Here is a 15,471-nt window from a genome sequence, read left to right as displayed (position 1 = left end):
GTCTCGCCCGTCGATCGGGCCAGCACAGCAGACCATTCGCGCGCCGGCGGCGCTGTCGGAATCTTTAGCGATCGGCGTGCATCGCGATCCGGGCCCGCGAGCCGCGGCGCTCAAGTACTTTTGGCGCGCGCGGACTGGCGGAACGCGCTCGGGCTGCGGCCGTAGGCCTGTTTGAAGGCGGCGGCGAAATGGCTGTGGCTGGAAAAGCCCAGGTCCTGGGCCAAGGCCGACATATCCTCGGCGTCGGCCACGCGGTCCAAGGCCCGCGCCAACCGCAAGCGCAGGTGATAGCGATACAGCGGCACGCCTTCGACCTGTTGGAATGCCTGGGTCAGATACACCGCCGAGCCGCCGATGGCGGCGGCGATCTCGGCCAGGCTCCAGCGCCGGCCCAGGTCGCTGGCGAGCAGGACCTTGACCCGGTCCACCAGTCGTCGCCGGGCCGGCCCAGCGCCTCCGTCGTGGGCTGATCGCGGGCCCAAAGTGCGGCAAACCAAGGTCAGGGCCAGACTTTCGGCCTCCAGCGATTCGATGCGGCCGTGTTCCAGGCTGTGGCGAAGCAACGCGACCAGGGCCTGGGCGCGCGGATCGATCTGCACCGACTGGCGCCGGAATCCGAGTTCGTCTCGCGGCCGCAGCAGACCGGCCGGCGCCAGTTCGCGCAGCAAAGGCGCCGCCACCACCAGCACCAGACTGGCGTCGCCGCCGCTGACGGGATGGCTGACCCGATACCCCTCGCCGGCGTTGAACAGTAGCGCATGATTGGCGTCGGCCACCGACTGCTCGCTGCCGACGTGGCGCAGGTAGACCCCGCGATAGGGAAACACCACGTGCGTGGCGGACACGCATTCCTCGCCGCTGCGGTGGCGGCATTCGCCGCGACAGCGCACATCGCGCACCGCGACGCTGGCCGTGTCCAGCAGACGACGGATTTCAAACTCGGCCATGGCCGCCCGCCGCCAGATGGCGTTCGCGCAAGAACAGGAACAACGGCAGCGCCAGCGACACGCCGACGCCCAGCCCCAGCAAGGGCAGCCACAGCCGGCGCATGCCCAGACGCCGTCCTTCGACCAGGATCAACGCCACCACCACCGCGCCGGACACCAGCACATCGCTCCAGGCGAAGGCGGCGACCGGCGAGGCCGTCGCCTGGCGAATCAGCAAGGGCAGATCCAGGCCGTGCTCGCTCAGCCAGGGCGCGAATTGCGCCAACGGCCACAACGTGCCGGCCACGCACAACAGGGCGTACACAGCGCGCACGGGCTCTCCCAGGTTTCGGCCGTCGGATCGGTCCGGCCACGAGCATAGTCGCCGCCCAGCGCCGACGCCACGACGGGGGCGATGCGACGGGCCGCCGTCGCCCGGGTTCATGGAATCGCACCCCCAGGCGCGGCGCTGTCGGAATCTTTAGCGTCCGGCGCGGCGCTCGCTGCGCCGGACGATGGGCTCAGGGCCGGCAGGCGCGCTGCGGCGAGTGCATCGCCCGCGCCGCGAACATCCCGGACAAGGCCCGGGCGACGCGACCGGACTCACGGCGAAGCCGGTGAATCCGGTGAATCCGGGCACGGCGACGATCAGGACTATGAGGAGCGGGCGCTCACTCAGTCGGCCGGCTTGGCCGCATCGAGCTCGAAGCAATGCGGGCCGGCCGGATGACGCCAGTTCCATTCCACGCCGTAGCGCATGGCGTCGCGGCGACGTTCGTCGCCGGTGTCGGCGGCGAATCGCGCGCACAGCCGGTACCGCGCGCCCTCGCCGGGATGGTAGCCGTAGGGCTGCGCGGTCTCCGGGTCGGCCACCGACAAGGCCACGCCCGGCTGCGCCGCCAGCGCCGGCAGATCGCGCGGCAGCCTGGCGTTCGCTTCCCAGTACTCGCGCACTTCGCGCTTGATCTGTTGCAGCTCGTGTGCGCGCCGCTGGTCCAGGCGCAACTCGCGCTGGGTGTCCGGTCCGCCCATGATCGCCACCGCGGCGATGCAGGAGGCCGCGACCACCGCGCCGGTCACGATCAACAGCCAACGTCCGACGGGGGCGCTCATGCCTGATTCTCCTCGCGACGCAGATCCCACAGGTAGTAACCGAAAATGGTGCCGGCGATGGCGCCGACCACCAGCGACTTGACCAGGAAGCGCAGGCTGATTTCGCCGCCGAGCAGGTTGTAGACCAGCACCGTCATGTCGCCGATCAGCACGGTCGCGGCCAGGAACAGGGTCAGGTAGGTCAGCCAGCGCCGCACCGGCGACAGCCGCTTGATCGGATGGCGGGCGACGTCGCGGGCCACACGATGGGCGACGAAGGCGAACACCGGAAAGCCGATGCTCAGCGCCGACACCGCCCAGCGCAGCGAGTCGTCGATGCTGCGCCGCCAGTAGCCGTAGTCGTCGACCGCGTCCGGCCAGGCCAGGTTGATGAAGTCGAACAACAGGCTGCCGAGACTGCACGCGACCAGGTACAAGGTCGAGAACAACACCAGGTAGGCGAAGGCTTCGCGCGCCGACAACGAGGCGCGCGGCTTCGGCACCGGCAGGACGAAGCCGACGTCGGCGTAGGCGTCCAGCGCGCCGCGGGTCTGTTCGGCGCTCCAGCCCGCCGCGGCCAAGGCCTGCGCGGTGGCCTCCTTGCTTTGCCCGCGCATCAGGGCTTCGCGCACGAAGCCCTCCAGTTCCTGACTGCCCGCAGCCATGATCGACGACTCCTCGGTGGCGACGCCCCGACCATAGCAAGGTCGCCCGGCACCGGCGCCCCGCCCGGACCAAGTAGCGCGAAACGATACCGACGGGAGCCTGATCTGCGCCCGGCTCGTGGCAGGCGAGGCCTGCGCTTTCCCACTGCGCGACAGCCAACCGCAACGACCGCGCATGCGCCCGTACCGGTGCGGGCTGCTCGCTCGCATCCTGACCGCACGATGACGCACGCCGGAGCGGGTTTGTGCGAACCGTCGCGCATATCGCCGCGTGCACGGCAGATTCACCCCTCGCTAACGGCGCATCGGCGATCACTGGTCGCAACGCAAGCCGCCGCGCCGGCATTACGCTCACGCCATGTCCGTCCCCGCCCCTCATTCCACCGTCGCTCATCGCCCCAACATCCCCGAAAGCCAACGCCAGCGCGCACTGGATCGGCTGCGCATCGTCGACAGCCTGCCCGAACCGGTCTACGACGACTTGGTCAAGCTGGCCTCCACGGTCTGCGATACGCCGATCGCGCTGGTATCGCTGGTCGATCGCGACCGACAGTGGTTCAAGGCACGGCTCGGGCTGGACGAGCGCGAGACCGCGCGCAGCCTCGCGGTCTGCGACCACGCGATCCGCAATCCGGGCGAGTTGCTGGAGGTGCCGGACCTGGCCCGAGATCCCCGCTTCGCCGGCCTGCCGATGGTGCAGAACGACATCGCGCGCTTCTACGCCGGCGCGCCCCTGGTCACCGACGAAGGCATCCCCATCGGTACAGTCTGCGTGCTCGACAACGAGCCGCGCGAGCTCAGCGACGAACAGCGGGCGGGGCTAGCATCGTTGTCGCGCATCGCGATGGAGCTGATCGACGCGCACGCGCGCGAGCATCAGGCCGAAATCGATGCCTTGCTGGCCAAGCCGGCCGCAATCGCGGCCGCGACGCCGGCGCCGATCTCGACGGCGGCCGCCGCGTCCGCGCCCTACACGGTGGCGATATTGGAGTTGCAGGACTACGCCGGCACATGCGCGCGGTTCGGCGAACGCGCCACCGAGAAATCGCTCGAAGCGCTCGGCCGCGCCTTGGAGCCCTGCTTGCGCGAAGACCTCGGCGACCACATCGATCGGGTCAGCTGCAGTCCCGAGTTCGTCGCCACCCTCGTCGGCGGCGATGTCGAGGCCCGCATCGAAGCCTTGCGCCGAACCGTCGAACGCCATCGCAGCGACGGCCTGACGGTGCTGATCGGCACCGCTGCCGCGTCGAGCGCGGACGAAGCGCCCGGCGCGGTGTTCCTGCGCGCGGATGCGGCCTTGAGCCGGGAGAAGAACCGGCACGCGGCCGCGGCCTGATCCGCGTTCGCACGGCCACCGGCGATCCGGTCTACAGCGGCGCTCCGGCCCGGCCCCGCCCGGCCGCGCTTACTGCATCATCGTGCGGTGGTGCTGCTGATGCGGTGACTGGGCGTTCTGCGTCGGGTTCTGCTGTTGCGGCAGCTCTTCCAGCTTCAGCGTGCTGATGCCGATCGACTGCGCCATCGCGTCGGATTTCGACACCGGCGCGATCCCGAGCGGATGCTGCAGAGACCCCTGCACCGCGAACAATGCCTGGCCGTCCAAGCTCTGCGCCACCGCATCGACCGAGCCCATACGCTCGTTGCGCACGGCGAACACCAGCGCACCGGCCGCGTTTTCGCGCTGGGTATCGCTCATGTTCCGGCCGAAATCGGTCTGGCCGAGCTTGTTCAGGACGTCGTCGTACAGCGCTTTGTCGGGATGGCCGTGCTCGTTCAGCCAGGGCATGGGCTGGTAGTTCCTGCCCAGTTCGCGCGCCTGCTGCGCCACGACCGGGTCCAGGTCCACGTCCATCGCGTCCCGGTCGATGAAATCGTCGAACTCGCCGGGGCGTTCCGGTTCCTCGTGATCGCGATATTCGTTGCGGATATCGACTTCGAACTCGTGCGAGCTGTTGGTGCTGCGGCTGACCAGCCGCAGATTGGACACATCGTTGTAGGCGTCCAGCGCATCGGCCTTGCTCAACTGCCCGTTCGGCGCGTGCTCCAGCATTTTCTGCGACAGCAGCTCGAACGGGACCTTGTGGTCGATGTCCAGTGCGTCGCGGGTGCACAGCTGGCCCGAGGCGGCGCAGCGGAACAGCGGCACCTCCTGCACCTCGCCCTGGTGGTTGCGCATGGGCACGCTGCCCGCATAGGCATTTTTCAGCTCGGCTTCGAACCACTTGCCGACCACCCGGGTATCGAAGCTCAAGCCGGTGCGCCCCTCGTCCGGCGACCAAGCCGTGCCCAACGTGCCCTGGGTCCGTCGCGCTTGGTCGCGATCGGGATCGAATGCCGGATGGTGCGCGTTGGGATCGAAGGCGAAACGCTGCTCGACCCAGGTCCGCCACTCCTGCGAATCGGCGCCGTACTGGGTCAACACGTTGTCGGCGCAGTCGCGGGCGCGGTTGATCACCGACGGCAGCATGCGCAGGTTGGACACGTCGTTGTAGGCCATGTGCGCTTCGGCGTGGTTCGCCACCCCCAGCGCGCCGAAGTGATCGCGCCACTGGCTGACGTGGTCGATGTCGAGCGCGTCGGTGCTGTGCCAGGTCTTGCTGTCGCCGTGGTAGTACAACAACACGCTGCCCGCTTCCAGATGGGCCGCCTGCGGCTGCATGTGCTGGCGCGCCCAGTCGTTGCGCATGTACTCGACGGTGGAGTCGTAGAAACCGACGCTGGCGCGGGTGTCGGTCGGCAGCCACGGCTTGTGCTGAAGTTCGCGGTGATCGGTCAGGGGCCGGTCGTCCCAACTGACCAACTGCACGCTCTGGCCGCTCTGCAGCTGTTTGGTCTTGAATTCGTACCCCATGGCTCCGCTCCCGTCGGCCGACTTTTTATGTGCGCCTTAACGGGAAATCCTCGCCGGCCCGGCCATCGACGCCGAGGCCGTTTCCGCTGCAGGAACGCGCCCCTGCAAGGCACACGCATGCGCGGCGCCGCCGCCGGCGGCGTTCATCTGCGGCCCGGCGGTGCCGCTTCGGCGCCTGCCGGGCCGCGCCAGGGTGCGCTCGGCGATGGCCGTCGCCGGCGGTCGCGGCGGCGGCCCAACAAAAAAGCGGCCGGTCGAACCGGCCGCCTTCGTGAGGAGACTCCGAGCGGACTGACGGCTCAGTCGTCCTCGCCTTCCTCTTCGTCTTCCTCGTCTTCGTCCTCGTACGGCAGGCCCATGACGTATTGAATCCACGGCTCACCGCCCGGTCGATGGCCGGTGGCGATCGCGAGAATGACCCAACCGTCCTGCAGACGCTGATTGACGTCCGCCACCTGCTCGACCTGCACTACCTCTCCGATCGTCTCGAATTCCACGCGCATCGCTCCGGTTTGTGAAAGGGCGCCAGGATACGACACCGCGCCGCCGGCGATAAGCCGGCCACCGCTCAATCCAGGTAGGCCGGCAGCACCGGCAGCTTGGCGAAGTCTTCGGTCGAGTGTTGGATCACCAGGCGAGCGCGATGATGGCGCAACAGGCCTTCGATGCGCTCGATCGAAGCCAGGGTATCGCTGCGGCTGACGTTGAATACCGGCATGCGGCGATGCTTGCGGTTCTCGTGCGAGTGGAAGAGATCGCCCGACAACATCACCGCGCCGCTGCGCGGCAGCTTGACCAGCAGCACCTGGTGGCCCGGCGAATGCCCCGGCGCCTTGAAGATCCGCACCGAGCCGTCGCCGAACACGTCGTGGTCACCGTCGACCAGCACGGTCTTGGCCTGCTTCTGCGCCTCGATCAGCTTGAGATTGGTGCGCGCCGGCGCCGGTGTGGCGCTGAGCCATTCCAGCTCCTTGCGGTTGACGATCCAGGTCGCGTTCTGCAGCCGGTTGGCATTGCCGAGGTGATCGCCATGGCCGTGCGAGAACGCGAAGTAGTCGATGTCGTCGAAGCTCAGACCCAACTGCTGCAGCTGCGAAGCCACGGTCTTGGACACGACCGCGCGGAACAGGGGCAGGCGCACGCCCTCGGGCGATCCGGCATGCTGGTCGCCGAGGCCGGCGTCCCACAGCAGGTCGCCCTGGGGATGGCGGATCAGGAAGCACGAGGCCATCAAGGTACCGGGATGGCCCTCGTATTCGCCGGTGTCGGCGAACGGGGCCAGGTCGTCGAACTGCGCGCGGCCGCAATCGATCGCGTACAGGCGCAACTCCGGCACGGCCGGTGCGGCTGCCGGCGCCGACGAGAACGCGCCGCCCAAAGCGAGCGCGAGCGAAAACCGCTTCAACCAAGAAGTCATGGCTTAGTCCAGAAGGAAAGGAAGAAGGAACTGACCGGGGTCAGGAACTGCCCGGTCGGGCGGCCTTGCGACGGCCGCGACCGGGAGACAGGGCGTGCTGCAACAGCCGTTCGGCGATCGCCCGCGCCGAGGCCGCGGGCGCGGCCGAACCGATGCGCAGCGCAGTGACGATGGCCCCGTCGATCAACAGCATGTACTGCTCGGCCAGGGCCGCCGCCGGATCGACGCCGGCCTGCTCGAGCAGGCCGCGCAGATACGCGGTTACCCGTCGCTTGTGGTCGTCGGCCACGGCATGGCCGGCGTGACCTCGATCGGCCAACTCGACCATCGAATTGATGAACATGCAGCCGCGGAAATCGCCCTGGCCGAAACGTTCGCCGAGCGCGTCGAACACCGCCAAGGGCCGCAGCGCCGGGTCCGCGCAGCGTTCCCGCACCGATTCCGCCAATCCCTGCCGCCACGCCTCGCCGCGGCGGCTCAGGATCGCCACGATCAGATCCTGCTTGGACGGGAAATGCTTATAGAAACTGGCTTTGGCGACTTCGGCGCGGGCGACGATCAAGTCCACCCCGACCGCGTGGATGCCGTGGGCGTAGAACAGCGCCGCGGCGGTCTCGAGGATGCGCTCGCGCGGAGAATCGGCGGTCGGTGCGGCGGTGGCCATGGCACCGCAGTATACAGACAGGTCTGTCTACGTCAAGCGGTCCACGACGATCGCATCGCCCCGTCCTTCGCCCCGCCGCCGGCCGTATCGCGGCCTCATGCTTGCACGCCGCAAGCGCACCGCATCGCAACAGCGTCATCGCCGGGCGCGGCGGCGCCCGGCACACGGCGTCCAAGCGCTGTGCGGCCGCGCCTCGGGCCGTGTCCGGGCGGATGCGGCGCGCCGCTCAGCCGGCGCTCTTCTTCGCCGCGAGTTGCTGCTTGGCGACGATCGCCGTCTTCTCCGACAACTGCTTTTTGGCTTCCAGCTGCTGCTTGCCGACCAAGTCGGTTTTCTTCGCCAGTTGCTTCTTCGATTCCAACTGCTGCTTGGCGACCAACTCGGCCTTGTTGGACAACTGCTTCTTCGCTTCCAGTTGCGTGGCGCTCAGCCGTTCGGCCTTCACCGAAAGCTGTTTCTTGGCTTCCAGTTGGAAAGCGATGGTCTTGTCATTCATTTCGGCTCTCCTCTTCGACATCGAACACATGACGCAGCACGAACGCCCGCTGCTCCGACGACAGGCCGGACAGCAATCCGTCCCGGCTCAGGGCTTCGTCCGGAAATACTTTGCACTCGGTCAGCGAAGGATTCTGGCCGCTGGTCACCAGGCGCACCTGTTCGTGGAACCCCGCCTCGCACAGCTGCCCCAACGGGCAGGTGATGCAGGGGGTGCGGTCGCGATCGGCCGGAAGATAAGCCTTCTCGCTGATGCAGTACTCCATGAATTCGGGGCCGTCGTAGCGCCGGCGCGGATCGACGTTGAAACCGCTGACCTTCATGACCGCCTCTCTGGAGAAGGGGATGTCCTCGCCCCACCGAACCGCCGATCCGGCGGTGCGCCAACCGCAGCCTCGCACCGGCGCCGGAGGACTTCTGCGCATTGCGTTACGGATACGCGTCCGCCTCCTGCGACAGACGACCGCCGGCGATCCTCGCCCCAGCCCGATCGCCGCGCCTCGGCCTTGGCCGCAATCGCAACCGGGTTGTCGAATCCGCATCGCGTTTTCGCCGGCGGAAATTCCGCCGGCCGCAGCGCCGTCGATGCGGGTGCAGAAATATCAACGCCGGACCGGCGCCCGCACGGCCAAGCCGCACGCCGGCCGGCGCAGCGGCGTTCACACCTGCGCCTCTACCGACGCTCACCTGGACGACCCCCACACGAACGGGCCCGCCATGAAGACGCCACCGCAACCGTCTTCGCCGCGCGGTGAAGACATCGACCTGCGCATCGAAGCCGATGCGGCGCTGACCGTACGCGGCGAGCTGCGGTTCGAAGACGAACTGCTGTCGATGATGCAGGCGGCCGCGCCCGGCCATGCCGGCACCATCGCGCCGGAGGCGGTGCGAAGCGACGACGTGCTCGACACGCCGCAGACGACCTTGCGGTTCTACCGCCGTTTCCTGGATGCCGTGTCCTGGTTCCGCCCGCCCGGACCGGACGAGGAAGAGGACGAGGAAGAGGAAGAGGACGACCTGCCGCCGGTCATCCGTAATCTGCCGGCCGTGGCCTAACGACACTTCGATCCAATACGCGCCGAACCTCCATCCGCCCACCTCGGCGACGCGGACGTCATGGACGCATGCGCCGTGGAAGCGCGGCATGCGTAATCTCCTCGTCGAGCGCTCGCCCGCGTCCACAGGCGCGCGCCTGCCTGGCCCGCACCGACGAGGCGGCGTGCGCGCGGCCGCATCCTGGTCGCAGAAGAGGAACAGCAGCAGGCCGCGACGACTCCAGCTTGGACTCGCAAATCCTCGCGACCTCGAGCAGGCATCCTAGAAACCGCATTGCTTCCTCGGCAGCAGGCCGTACGCTGCCTCAGCAATGTGCCTATTACTCCGTTTTCGGCCCAGCCTCGATACGTCACACATATTCCATTGACATCGCCGACCATCGTATCTAGCGTCGATTCGCAACCATCGCAGCGCTGCGCCGCAAGGCGCCGCACCGCCATCAACCTCGGGCGCCATGAATAGCAATCGGCTTACCTCGATCACGCCCTCTTGCGGGAAGGCGCCGTCCCAACCCGTCCCGAACAGGTCGTTCGAACGATACGCCAGGCATAGCCCCCCGATCGCATCGACCCGATTCAGATGTTCTCGCCAGCTCGTCTTCGCATTCCGTCAGGCCTTTCGAGAAAAGAACCGGCAAGGACGCCATTCGAGAATTCGCCCATGCTGAGTCCTTACCACCATCACGCCTCCACGCTTACAACCGGTTCGCTGCTAGCGCCGCCAACCTCCACTCGCACGAGCAGAAGGCACCGGCGCCGCGCGCAGTCCAGCACCGCGTCCTTTGGCAAGGCGACGCTGACCACCAGCGCGACGATCGATTTTTTGCGATCTCGACCGATGCGGCGCATCCGCGCCACCGCCGGGGCCGGCAGGGCCGCGGCTGTGCACCGGCGACTTAGGGCAGCCATCGAATAGGTTCGACGACGCCGACATTCCAATTGCCAGCAACCGCTTCTCGCCAGCACTTCGAAACGCCCCCACCCCGCCCGTCCCCGGCGCGATCAGCACCGCGGTCGCGCGCCGACTGCCGTCGTCCCAAACCGACCTTCTACACACGCAGAGTCAGTCACCGCACTTGTTCCGGAGCCTCCATGCACGCGACACCCCCAAGCGATCCGACCACCCACTCGCCCTCATCCGCATCGCGCTCTCGCGGCGGCATATACGGCTGCATCCGATATCTGAACGAACGTCTTGGCGCCGGACTGCTGGCGCTTGGACTTGTGGCCGCGTCCGCACCCGCGCTTGCGGACTACAGGACCGGCAACATCTATACCGATTGGAGCGTCGAGGGGGCATCGGCGGAGGGACTGGAAGACATCACCTTCACCATCACCGTTCATCCGCAATCTCAGCGCCATATGGGCATGTTCGTCGCTCAGCAGTTCTTCTTCGTCAACGGCGGCGGCGGCTACATCGGCCTGCAACCCAAACCCGACAGCAGCGGCCGCCAGCGCTTGCACGGCATCTTTTCCACTTTCGATGCCGGATCTACCGAGAACGATCCCAACTGCGTCAGCGGCGCCGACGGCGATGCGGACGGCGTGAGCTGCGGCTTCACTTTCTACGCCGAGTACGGTCATCCGTACGCACTGACCGTCCAGATGACGGCCCCCAATACCTGGACCGGCACCGCGACCGACACCGTCACCGGCGTGGAAACACATATAGGCACCTTCACCGAATCGCCCGCGCGCGGCAATCTCAAGAGCAGCGGCGTCGGCTTTATCGAACACTGGTACTCGACGGTTCCGTCGTGCCTTCAGCTGCCGCGAATCGATACGACCCTGGCCGGCGCCTTCACCACCGCAGCCGGCGGGCTTAGCGGAACGATCCGCAACCCGAGCATCTCAGGCAGCACGTGCGCGACGGACGAATCCGGGTATTCCGCCGCGCCCGTCGGCAACGGTTTGCGCATAGGCCGCGGCTGGATCACCGAAACCGCCATACTCAAGGGCAACGGTTCGGGCCGCTGCCTCGACGTGCCAAACGCCAACCCGGTAGACGGCGCACGGTTGCAGATCTACGACTGCAATTCCAGCGTCGCCCAGCAGTTCCATATCAGCAGGGCCAAGACCCTGATGGTGATGGGCAAGTGCGTAGACGTCGCCAACCGTTCTACTGCGCTCAAAGCGCCGGTTCAGATCGGCCAGTGCAATGCATCGCCCTCTCAGACCTGGGAGCTGCTCGGCAACGGATCGTTCCGCAATACGACGTCGGGCTACTGCTTGAATGTGACCAACAACGGGGTGGCGAACGGTACTTCATTGCAGCTCTACCAATGCAACGGCAAGCCATCGCAGATCTGGACTCGCTACGACTACTGATCCCATCAGCCTGCCGCCGCTGCGGCGGCGGCAGGCTACGACCGTTGTTTTTTCGGACGCCATTCGAAGAGGGTCCGCAGATGCCCTTCTGATCGACGAAACGCGGCCGGCGCTCCGATCGCTCCTGTTTGACGCTGCAGCGACAGTCCCCTCGCAGGGCAGCAGACGTCTTGCCGTCGCGCGATACCGCGACGGATCAGCTACCGGGCGCAAGAACGGCACTGCCGGCCCACACCGAAGTCGAAGCGGCGCGGCTGCGCTACCGAACCGACGACGAACAGGCGGCTTCGCCACGCTCACTCGCGGCGTTTGCGCGGCTTGTCGCGGACGCGCTTGCCGTTGCCGGGCGGGCGCGGCGCTTCTTCCGGCTCGATCACGCCGTCGGCATGCATGTGTTCGATCCAGGCCAGAGTGTCGACGTACGACAAGAACTGCTGCAGATACTCCGGCGAGGCCTCGCGCATCAACAGCAGCGAGCGATGCACCAGTCGGCCGGAGTTGAGCGGGCCGGCGTTCTCCGGCGCCTGCTCCAACGACTGCCGCAACTGGCTTTCGGTGCGCAGCCCGGCCCACAGCCTGCGAAACCCGGCCAGCGCGCCCAACTCGGGGAACGCCGACGCCGACGCGCGGGCGCCGGCACCGGCGCCGAGCGCGCGTTCGCGCGCGCCGGCCGCGTCGGTCATGCGCTGGGCGAGCGCCGCCAGCGACGCGTCGGCGGATGCGGGCGCGACGGCGGGCGCGGCGACGTCGGCGCGCGCCCGCAGCGCGGCGGCGAACTCTTCGGCCAGTCCGGACAGCCGCGCCTCCAGCAAGCGTCGCGCTTCGCCGTCGCGATTGCGCGCGTGCCGCGCCAAAGCCTCGATGCGATGGAAGCGCAAGGGCTGCACGCGATCGGCGCCCTGCGCCCGCCAGACGTCCAGCAGGCCGGCGATCTCGGCGACCTTATCGCGCACGGGTTGCCGCGCCGCGCTTGGAGGGCTTCGGCACCGGCGCGATTTCCACCCGGCGATTCCTGGCCCGTCCGGCCTCGTCGGCATTCGAGCCGACCGGTTGCTCGGCGCCGAACGCGGCCGCGAACAGCGACGACGACGGCACGCCCTCGGCGATCAGCGTCCGGGTCACGGTCAACGCGCGCTGCGCCGACAGTTCCCAGTTGTCGGCGAATTCGCGATTGCTTTCGCGCACCTGGCGATCGTCGGTGAAGCCGCTGACCATCAGGATCTCGTCGCGCGAACGCAGATAGCCGGCCAGCGGGCCGGCCAGGCTTCTGAGCAGTTCGCGCCCTTCCGGTTGCAGCTGATCGGAATTCAGCGCGAACAATACGTTGCCGCTGATGCCGATGCGGCCGTCGATCAGGGTGACCCGGCCCGCCGCCAGCGGTCCGGCCAGCGCCTGTTCCAGGGTCTGGCGACGCTGCGCCTCCTGCTGGCGGCGCTTGACCTCCTGGTCCAGCCGGTCGGACAGCTGCAGCTGCATGCCGATCACGCCGACCAGGATCAGCACGAACACGCCCAGCAATACCGACATCAGATCGGCGTAAGCGGCCCAGACCGGCGCCGCGGTGCCGGCGTCGGCCTCGTCGAGTTCCACGCTCATGCCGCTTCGGCCCCGGCGCTGCGCTCGGCCAGCTGTTGCAGGTTCTCGATGATCTGCTTCTGCGACAACATGCTGAGGTCGATGACCTCGCGCGCCTGCGCCACGTAATAGCCCAACTGCTCGTCGCTGCGCGCCAGCGACTTCTCCAGCGCGTTCTCGACCCCTTGCAGGCGTTCGGCCAGTTGACCGTTGGATTCGCCGAACAATTGCACCGCCGCGCCGAAGGCTTCGCCGAGGCTGGCGATTTCGGCCGCGCCGGCCGATACCTGCGCGGCCATGCCGCCGAGCTTGCCGGTTTCGGCGTCGACCCGCTCGCTGAAGCGACTGCCGACTTGCTCCAGGGCCTCGCTGGAGGCGGCCAGCAAGGCGTCCACGGCCGCGCGCTGCTCGGTCGACGCGTGGTTGACCGCATCGAGCAGGGTTTCCAGAGTCGCCAACAGACGATTGCGTTCTTCCAGCATCGCGGTGTCGCGGACCATGCTGTCGGACAGCTTCTGGCGCAATTCGGCGACCACGTCGGCCGCGGCCTTGGGCGCTTCGGCGGCGGCGTCGACCAAGCGCGAGATCTCGCCGATGGTGTCGCGGGCGTGGGCCTGGGCCTGGGCGGAGATCTGCTCGGCGGTGCGCGCCAGGGTGTCGCAGATCGCCTGCTGCCGGTCCGCGGCCTGCTCGCCGGCGTGCTCCCAGCGCTGGCTCAGATGGGCGGCCATGGTTTCGAAGGCCCCGGTCCAGGCGGCCAGGCGTTGCTCGTCGCGCGATTCCAGCACGGCCTGCAGTTCGGCATGCGAAGCCTGCGCCTCGCGCACCAGTTCGGCCACGGCCTTGGGCGTCTGCGACGCCGCCTCGACCAGGCGCGACACTTCGGCCAGGGTGCCCTCGGCATGGGTACGGGCCTGGGCCGAGATCTCGTCCGCGGTCCGCGCCAGGGTGTCGCAGATGCGTTGCTGGCGCTCGGCGGCCTCCTCGCCGGCCTGCTGCCAACGCTGATCGAGCGCGGCGCTGAGGGTTTCGAAACGCTGCGACCAGTTGGCCAGGCGTTGCTCGTCGCTTGCTGCGAGGCTGGCTTGCAACCGTGCATGCGAATCGTCGGCGCCGCGCACCAGCGCCGCGGCCTGGGCCTGGAAGGCGGCCGTCGCCGCGCTCAGCGCTTCGCGGTTGCGCGCCGCCAGCTCCTCGTGCGCGGACGATTGACGTTGCAAGGCGTCGTTCCAGACGTGCGCCGTGCGCTCGGTCTCGGCCTCCAGGCGCGCCGAAACGGTTTCCAGTAGGCCGTTCGCGCCGCGTTCGAAGGTCGCGGCAACGCCGTCCAGCGTCTGGCGCAGATCGCGCACCAGCGTGTCGTTGGCGCGGCCCTGGTCGGCCAGGGCGCCGCTCCAGATCCGGGTCACCGTATCGGCGGTGGCGGCGAAGCCCGCCGCCAGTCCGTCGGCCTGGCGTTGCACCGCCTGTTCGACCGAGGCGTGCAGCGCGCGGGTCTCGCCGGCGATCGCGTTCATGGTGGCGTCGACCATCGGCTGCAGCGCCGCGCTGCCGGCGCGCACGCTTTCGCCGATGCTGTCGCGCAACGACGCCTGCACCGAGGCGGCCAGACGCGTGTAAGCCGCTTCGGTCCGGTCGTGGAAGGCCTGTTGCGCCGCGGCCTGGCGCTCGTGCGCGGCCTGGCTGTGCTGCTCCAGCGCGGCCATCGCCGCCTGCAGCCGGTCGATCAGCGCCGGCATGGCGTCGGCCTGACGCTGCATCAGCTTGAACGCGTCCTCGCGCCGCTGCGCCTTCGAATAGCCGCGCAGTCCGGTAGCGATGGCGGCGTCCAGGCCCTGCACCGCCTGCGCGCGCTGGCGTCGGCACAGCGCCGACAGCAGGCCGAGCATGGCCGAGGCGGCGACGCCGGCGATCGAAGTGCCGAACGCGAAGCCCAGGCCGGCGACCGGCGCGGCGATCGAATCGCGTACCGCCTGCAGGTCGGCGGCGCTTTCCAGCGCCAGGCCGGTGCCGCGCAGGGTGACCATCATGCCCAGCAAGGTGCCGAGCATGCCCAGCAGCACCAACAGCCCGACCAGGTACGGCGTCAGCGCCGGCGCCGGCAGCGCCACGCGCTCGCCTTCCACGCGCAGGCGCACGGCCTGGCGCAAGCCGGGAGCCAGGCGCTCCAGCCATTCGCCCAGGGACGGGGGCGGCGCGGACAGGCCGTCGAGCGCGCGCTGCAGCGACACCGTCGCCTCGCGGTAGCGGTACAGCTCGAACGCGCCGACGCAGTAACAGGCGCCGATCAGCAGCGCGACCGACAACGCCAGCGGATGATGGCCGACATAACCGGCGGCGACCCAGGCGATAGCGGCCAGACCGGCGAAGAAGATCGAAGAATGCAGCGGGTGCTTGAGCATG

At 68.4% G+C, this 15,471-nt stretch carries 17 protein-coding genes; 3 read left to right on the top strand and 14 right to left on the bottom strand.

Translation table 11 applies throughout. The features are described 5' to 3' along the window. Positions 1–110 precede the first annotated feature (110 nt). The 4 genes from V2J18_RS02410 to V2J18_RS02395 all read right to left on the bottom strand — a co-directional run bounded on the left by V2J18_RS02410 (position 111) and on the right by V2J18_RS02395 (position 2,683). On the bottom strand, positions 111–947 hold the full coding sequence (locus V2J18_RS02410; protein WP_336130828.1) for a helix-turn-helix transcriptional regulator: 837 nt from the start codon (positions 945–947) through the stop codon (positions 111–113). Continuing rightward, the gene (locus tag V2J18_RS02405; RefSeq protein ID WP_336130827.1) at positions 934–1,260 is read right to left on the bottom strand and encodes a DUF2834 domain-containing protein; all 327 of its coding nucleotides are present in this window, start codon (positions 1,258–1,260) and stop codon (positions 934–936) included. The genes V2J18_RS02410 and V2J18_RS02405 overlap by 14 nt, the downstream gene beginning before the upstream one ends. A 341-nt stretch (positions 1,261–1,601) precedes the next feature. Then, a complete protein-coding gene (locus V2J18_RS02400; RefSeq protein WP_336130826.1) occupies positions 1,602–2,039 on the bottom strand; it encodes a hypothetical protein in 438 nt (145 codons plus the stop codon). Beyond that, entirely contained in the window at positions 2,036–2,683 is a 648-nt protein-coding gene (locus tag V2J18_RS02395; protein WP_336130825.1) for a DUF5671 domain-containing protein, read from the bottom strand. Before V2J18_RS02395 ends, V2J18_RS02400 begins: the two co-directional genes overlap by 4 nt. Before the next feature lie 358 nt (positions 2,684–3,041). Between V2J18_RS02395 and V2J18_RS02390 the strand changes: the two genes are divergently transcribed. Next, positions 3,042–4,019: a GAF domain-containing protein gene (locus tag V2J18_RS02390; RefSeq protein WP_336130823.1), complete on the top strand. Its 978-nt coding sequence runs from the start codon at positions 3,042–3,044 to the stop codon at positions 4,017–4,019. 69 nt (positions 4,020–4,088) lie between these two features. On the opposite strand, the gene V2J18_RS02385 is transcribed toward V2J18_RS02390, so the two are convergent. The 6 genes from V2J18_RS02385 to V2J18_RS02360 form a co-directional block, all read right to left on the bottom strand. After that, the gene (locus V2J18_RS02385; RefSeq protein ID WP_336130822.1) at positions 4,089–5,534 is read right to left on the bottom strand and encodes an XVIPCD domain-containing protein; all 1,446 of its coding nucleotides are present in this window, start codon (positions 5,532–5,534) and stop codon (positions 4,089–4,091) included. Between the two features lie 299 nt (positions 5,535–5,833). Then, entirely contained in the window at positions 5,834–6,031 is a 198-nt protein-coding gene (locus V2J18_RS02380; RefSeq protein WP_336130821.1) for a hypothetical protein, read from the bottom strand. Between the two features lie 71 nt (positions 6,032–6,102). Beyond that, the gene (locus V2J18_RS02375) at positions 6,103–6,951 is read right to left on the bottom strand and encodes an N-acyl homoserine lactonase family protein (RefSeq protein WP_336130819.1); all 849 of its coding nucleotides are present in this window, start codon (positions 6,949–6,951) and stop codon (positions 6,103–6,105) included. A gap of 40 nt (positions 6,952–6,991) precedes the next feature. Further along, positions 6,992–7,615 (bottom strand): TetR/AcrR family transcriptional regulator, encoded by a 624-nt coding sequence (locus V2J18_RS02370; RefSeq protein ID WP_336130818.1) that lies wholly within the window; start codon positions 7,613–7,615, stop codon positions 6,992–6,994. A gap of 226 nt (positions 7,616–7,841) precedes the next feature. Further along, complete coding sequence (locus V2J18_RS02365; protein ID WP_064749204.1) at positions 7,842–8,111, bottom strand: hypothetical protein; 270 nt, start codon at positions 8,109–8,111, stop codon at positions 7,842–7,844. After that, positions 8,104–8,433 (bottom strand): hypothetical protein, encoded by a 330-nt coding sequence (locus tag V2J18_RS02360; protein ID WP_064749203.1) that lies wholly within the window; start codon positions 8,431–8,433, stop codon positions 8,104–8,106. The genes V2J18_RS02365 and V2J18_RS02360 overlap by 8 nt, the downstream gene beginning before the upstream one ends. Between V2J18_RS02360 and V2J18_RS02355 the strand changes: the two genes are divergently transcribed. Then, a complete protein-coding gene (locus V2J18_RS02355; RefSeq protein WP_336130817.1) occupies positions 8,414–9,166 on the top strand; it encodes a hypothetical protein in 753 nt (250 codons plus the stop codon). The two genes, V2J18_RS02360 and V2J18_RS02355, sit on opposite strands and share 20 nt — an antisense overlap. 680 nt (positions 9,167–9,846) lie before the next feature. Here the strand turns inward: V2J18_RS02355 and V2J18_RS02350 are convergent. Next, positions 9,847–10,014 carry a hypothetical protein gene (locus V2J18_RS02350; RefSeq protein WP_336130816.1) on the bottom strand — a complete coding sequence of 56 codons (168 nt, stop codon included), beginning with the start codon at positions 10,012–10,014 and terminating at the stop codon, positions 9,847–9,849. A gap of 243 nt (positions 10,015–10,257) precedes the next feature. On the opposite strand from V2J18_RS02350, the gene V2J18_RS02345 reads away from it, so the two are divergent. After that, positions 10,258–11,493 carry a ricin-type beta-trefoil lectin domain protein gene (locus V2J18_RS02345; RefSeq protein ID WP_336130814.1) on the top strand — a complete coding sequence of 412 codons (1,236 nt, stop codon included), beginning with the start codon at positions 10,258–10,260 and terminating at the stop codon, positions 11,491–11,493. Positions 11,494–11,789: 296 nt separating this feature from the next. Here V2J18_RS02345 and V2J18_RS02340 read toward each other — a convergent pair whose 3' ends face one another. The 3 genes from V2J18_RS02340 to V2J18_RS02330 are packed head-to-tail and all read right to left on the bottom strand — an operon-like array spanning position 11,790 to position 15,470. After that, positions 11,790–12,446 carry a DUF2894 domain-containing protein gene (locus V2J18_RS02340; protein ID WP_336130813.1) on the bottom strand — a complete coding sequence of 219 codons (657 nt, stop codon included), beginning with the start codon at positions 12,444–12,446 and terminating at the stop codon, positions 11,790–11,792. After that, positions 12,436–13,089, bottom strand: a complete 654-nt coding sequence (locus V2J18_RS02335) for an OmpA family protein (protein ID WP_336130812.1) — start codon at positions 13,087–13,089, stop codon at positions 12,436–12,438. The genes V2J18_RS02340 and V2J18_RS02335 overlap by 11 nt, the downstream gene beginning before the upstream one ends. Continuing rightward, positions 13,086–15,470 carry a DUF802 domain-containing protein gene (locus tag V2J18_RS02330; RefSeq protein ID WP_336130811.1) on the bottom strand — a complete coding sequence of 795 codons (2,385 nt, stop codon included), beginning with the start codon at positions 15,468–15,470 and terminating at the stop codon, positions 13,086–13,088. Before V2J18_RS02330 ends, V2J18_RS02335 begins: the two co-directional genes overlap by 4 nt. Position 15,471 lies beyond the last annotated feature (1 nt).

This window comes from Lysobacter firmicutimachus (assembly GCF_037027445.1).
Taxonomy (GTDB): Bacteria; Pseudomonadota; Gammaproteobacteria; order Xanthomonadales; family Xanthomonadaceae; genus Lysobacter; species Lysobacter firmicutimachus.
The sequence above is the reverse complement of the archived record's forward strand: the minus strand, read 5'-3'. Positions and strand labels throughout refer to the sequence as shown.

Excerpts from the sequence above, each read along its gene's own strand:
- V2J18_RS02410 (WP_336130828.1), bottom strand. The coding sequence starts at position 947 with ATGGCCGAGTTTGAAATCCGTCGTCTGCTGGACACGGCCAGCGTCGCG.
- V2J18_RS02400 (WP_336130826.1), bottom strand. The coding sequence starts at position 2,039 with ATGAGCGCCCCCGTCGGACGTTGGCTGTTGATCGTGACCGGCGCGGTG.
- V2J18_RS02395 (WP_336130825.1), bottom strand. The coding sequence starts at position 2,683 with ATGGCTGCGGGCAGTCAGGAACTGGAGGGCTTCGTGCGCGAAGCCCTG.
- V2J18_RS02390 (WP_336130823.1), top strand. The coding sequence starts at position 3,042 with ATGTCCGTCCCCGCCCCTCATTCCACCGTCGCTCATCGCCCCAACATC.
- V2J18_RS02385 (WP_336130822.1), bottom strand. The coding sequence starts at position 5,534 with ATGGGGTACGAATTCAAGACCAAACAGCTGCAGAGCGGCCAGAGCGTG.
- V2J18_RS02375 (WP_336130819.1), bottom strand. The coding sequence starts at position 6,951 with ATGACTTCTTGGTTGAAGCGGTTTTCGCTCGCGCTCGCTTTGGGCGGC.
- V2J18_RS02370 (WP_336130818.1), bottom strand. The coding sequence starts at position 7,615 with ATGGCCACCGCCGCACCGACCGCCGATTCTCCGCGCGAGCGCATCCTC.
- V2J18_RS02365 (WP_064749204.1), bottom strand. The coding sequence starts at position 8,111 with ATGAATGACAAGACCATCGCTTTCCAACTGGAAGCCAAGAAACAGCTT.
- V2J18_RS02360 (WP_064749203.1), bottom strand. The coding sequence starts at position 8,433 with ATGAAGGTCAGCGGTTTCAACGTCGATCCGCGCCGGCGCTACGACGGC.
- V2J18_RS02350 (WP_336130816.1), bottom strand. The coding sequence starts at position 10,014 with ATGCGCCGCATCGGTCGAGATCGCAAAAAATCGATCGTCGCGCTGGTG.
- V2J18_RS02345 (WP_336130814.1), top strand. The coding sequence starts at position 10,258 with ATGCACGCGACACCCCCAAGCGATCCGACCACCCACTCGCCCTCATCC.
- V2J18_RS02335 (WP_336130812.1), bottom strand. The coding sequence starts at position 13,089 with ATGAGCGTGGAACTCGACGAGGCCGACGCCGGCACCGCGGCGCCGGTC.
- V2J18_RS02330 (WP_336130811.1), bottom strand. The coding sequence starts at position 15,470 with ATGCTCAAGCACCCGCTGCATTCTTCGATCTTCTTCGCCGGTCTGGCC.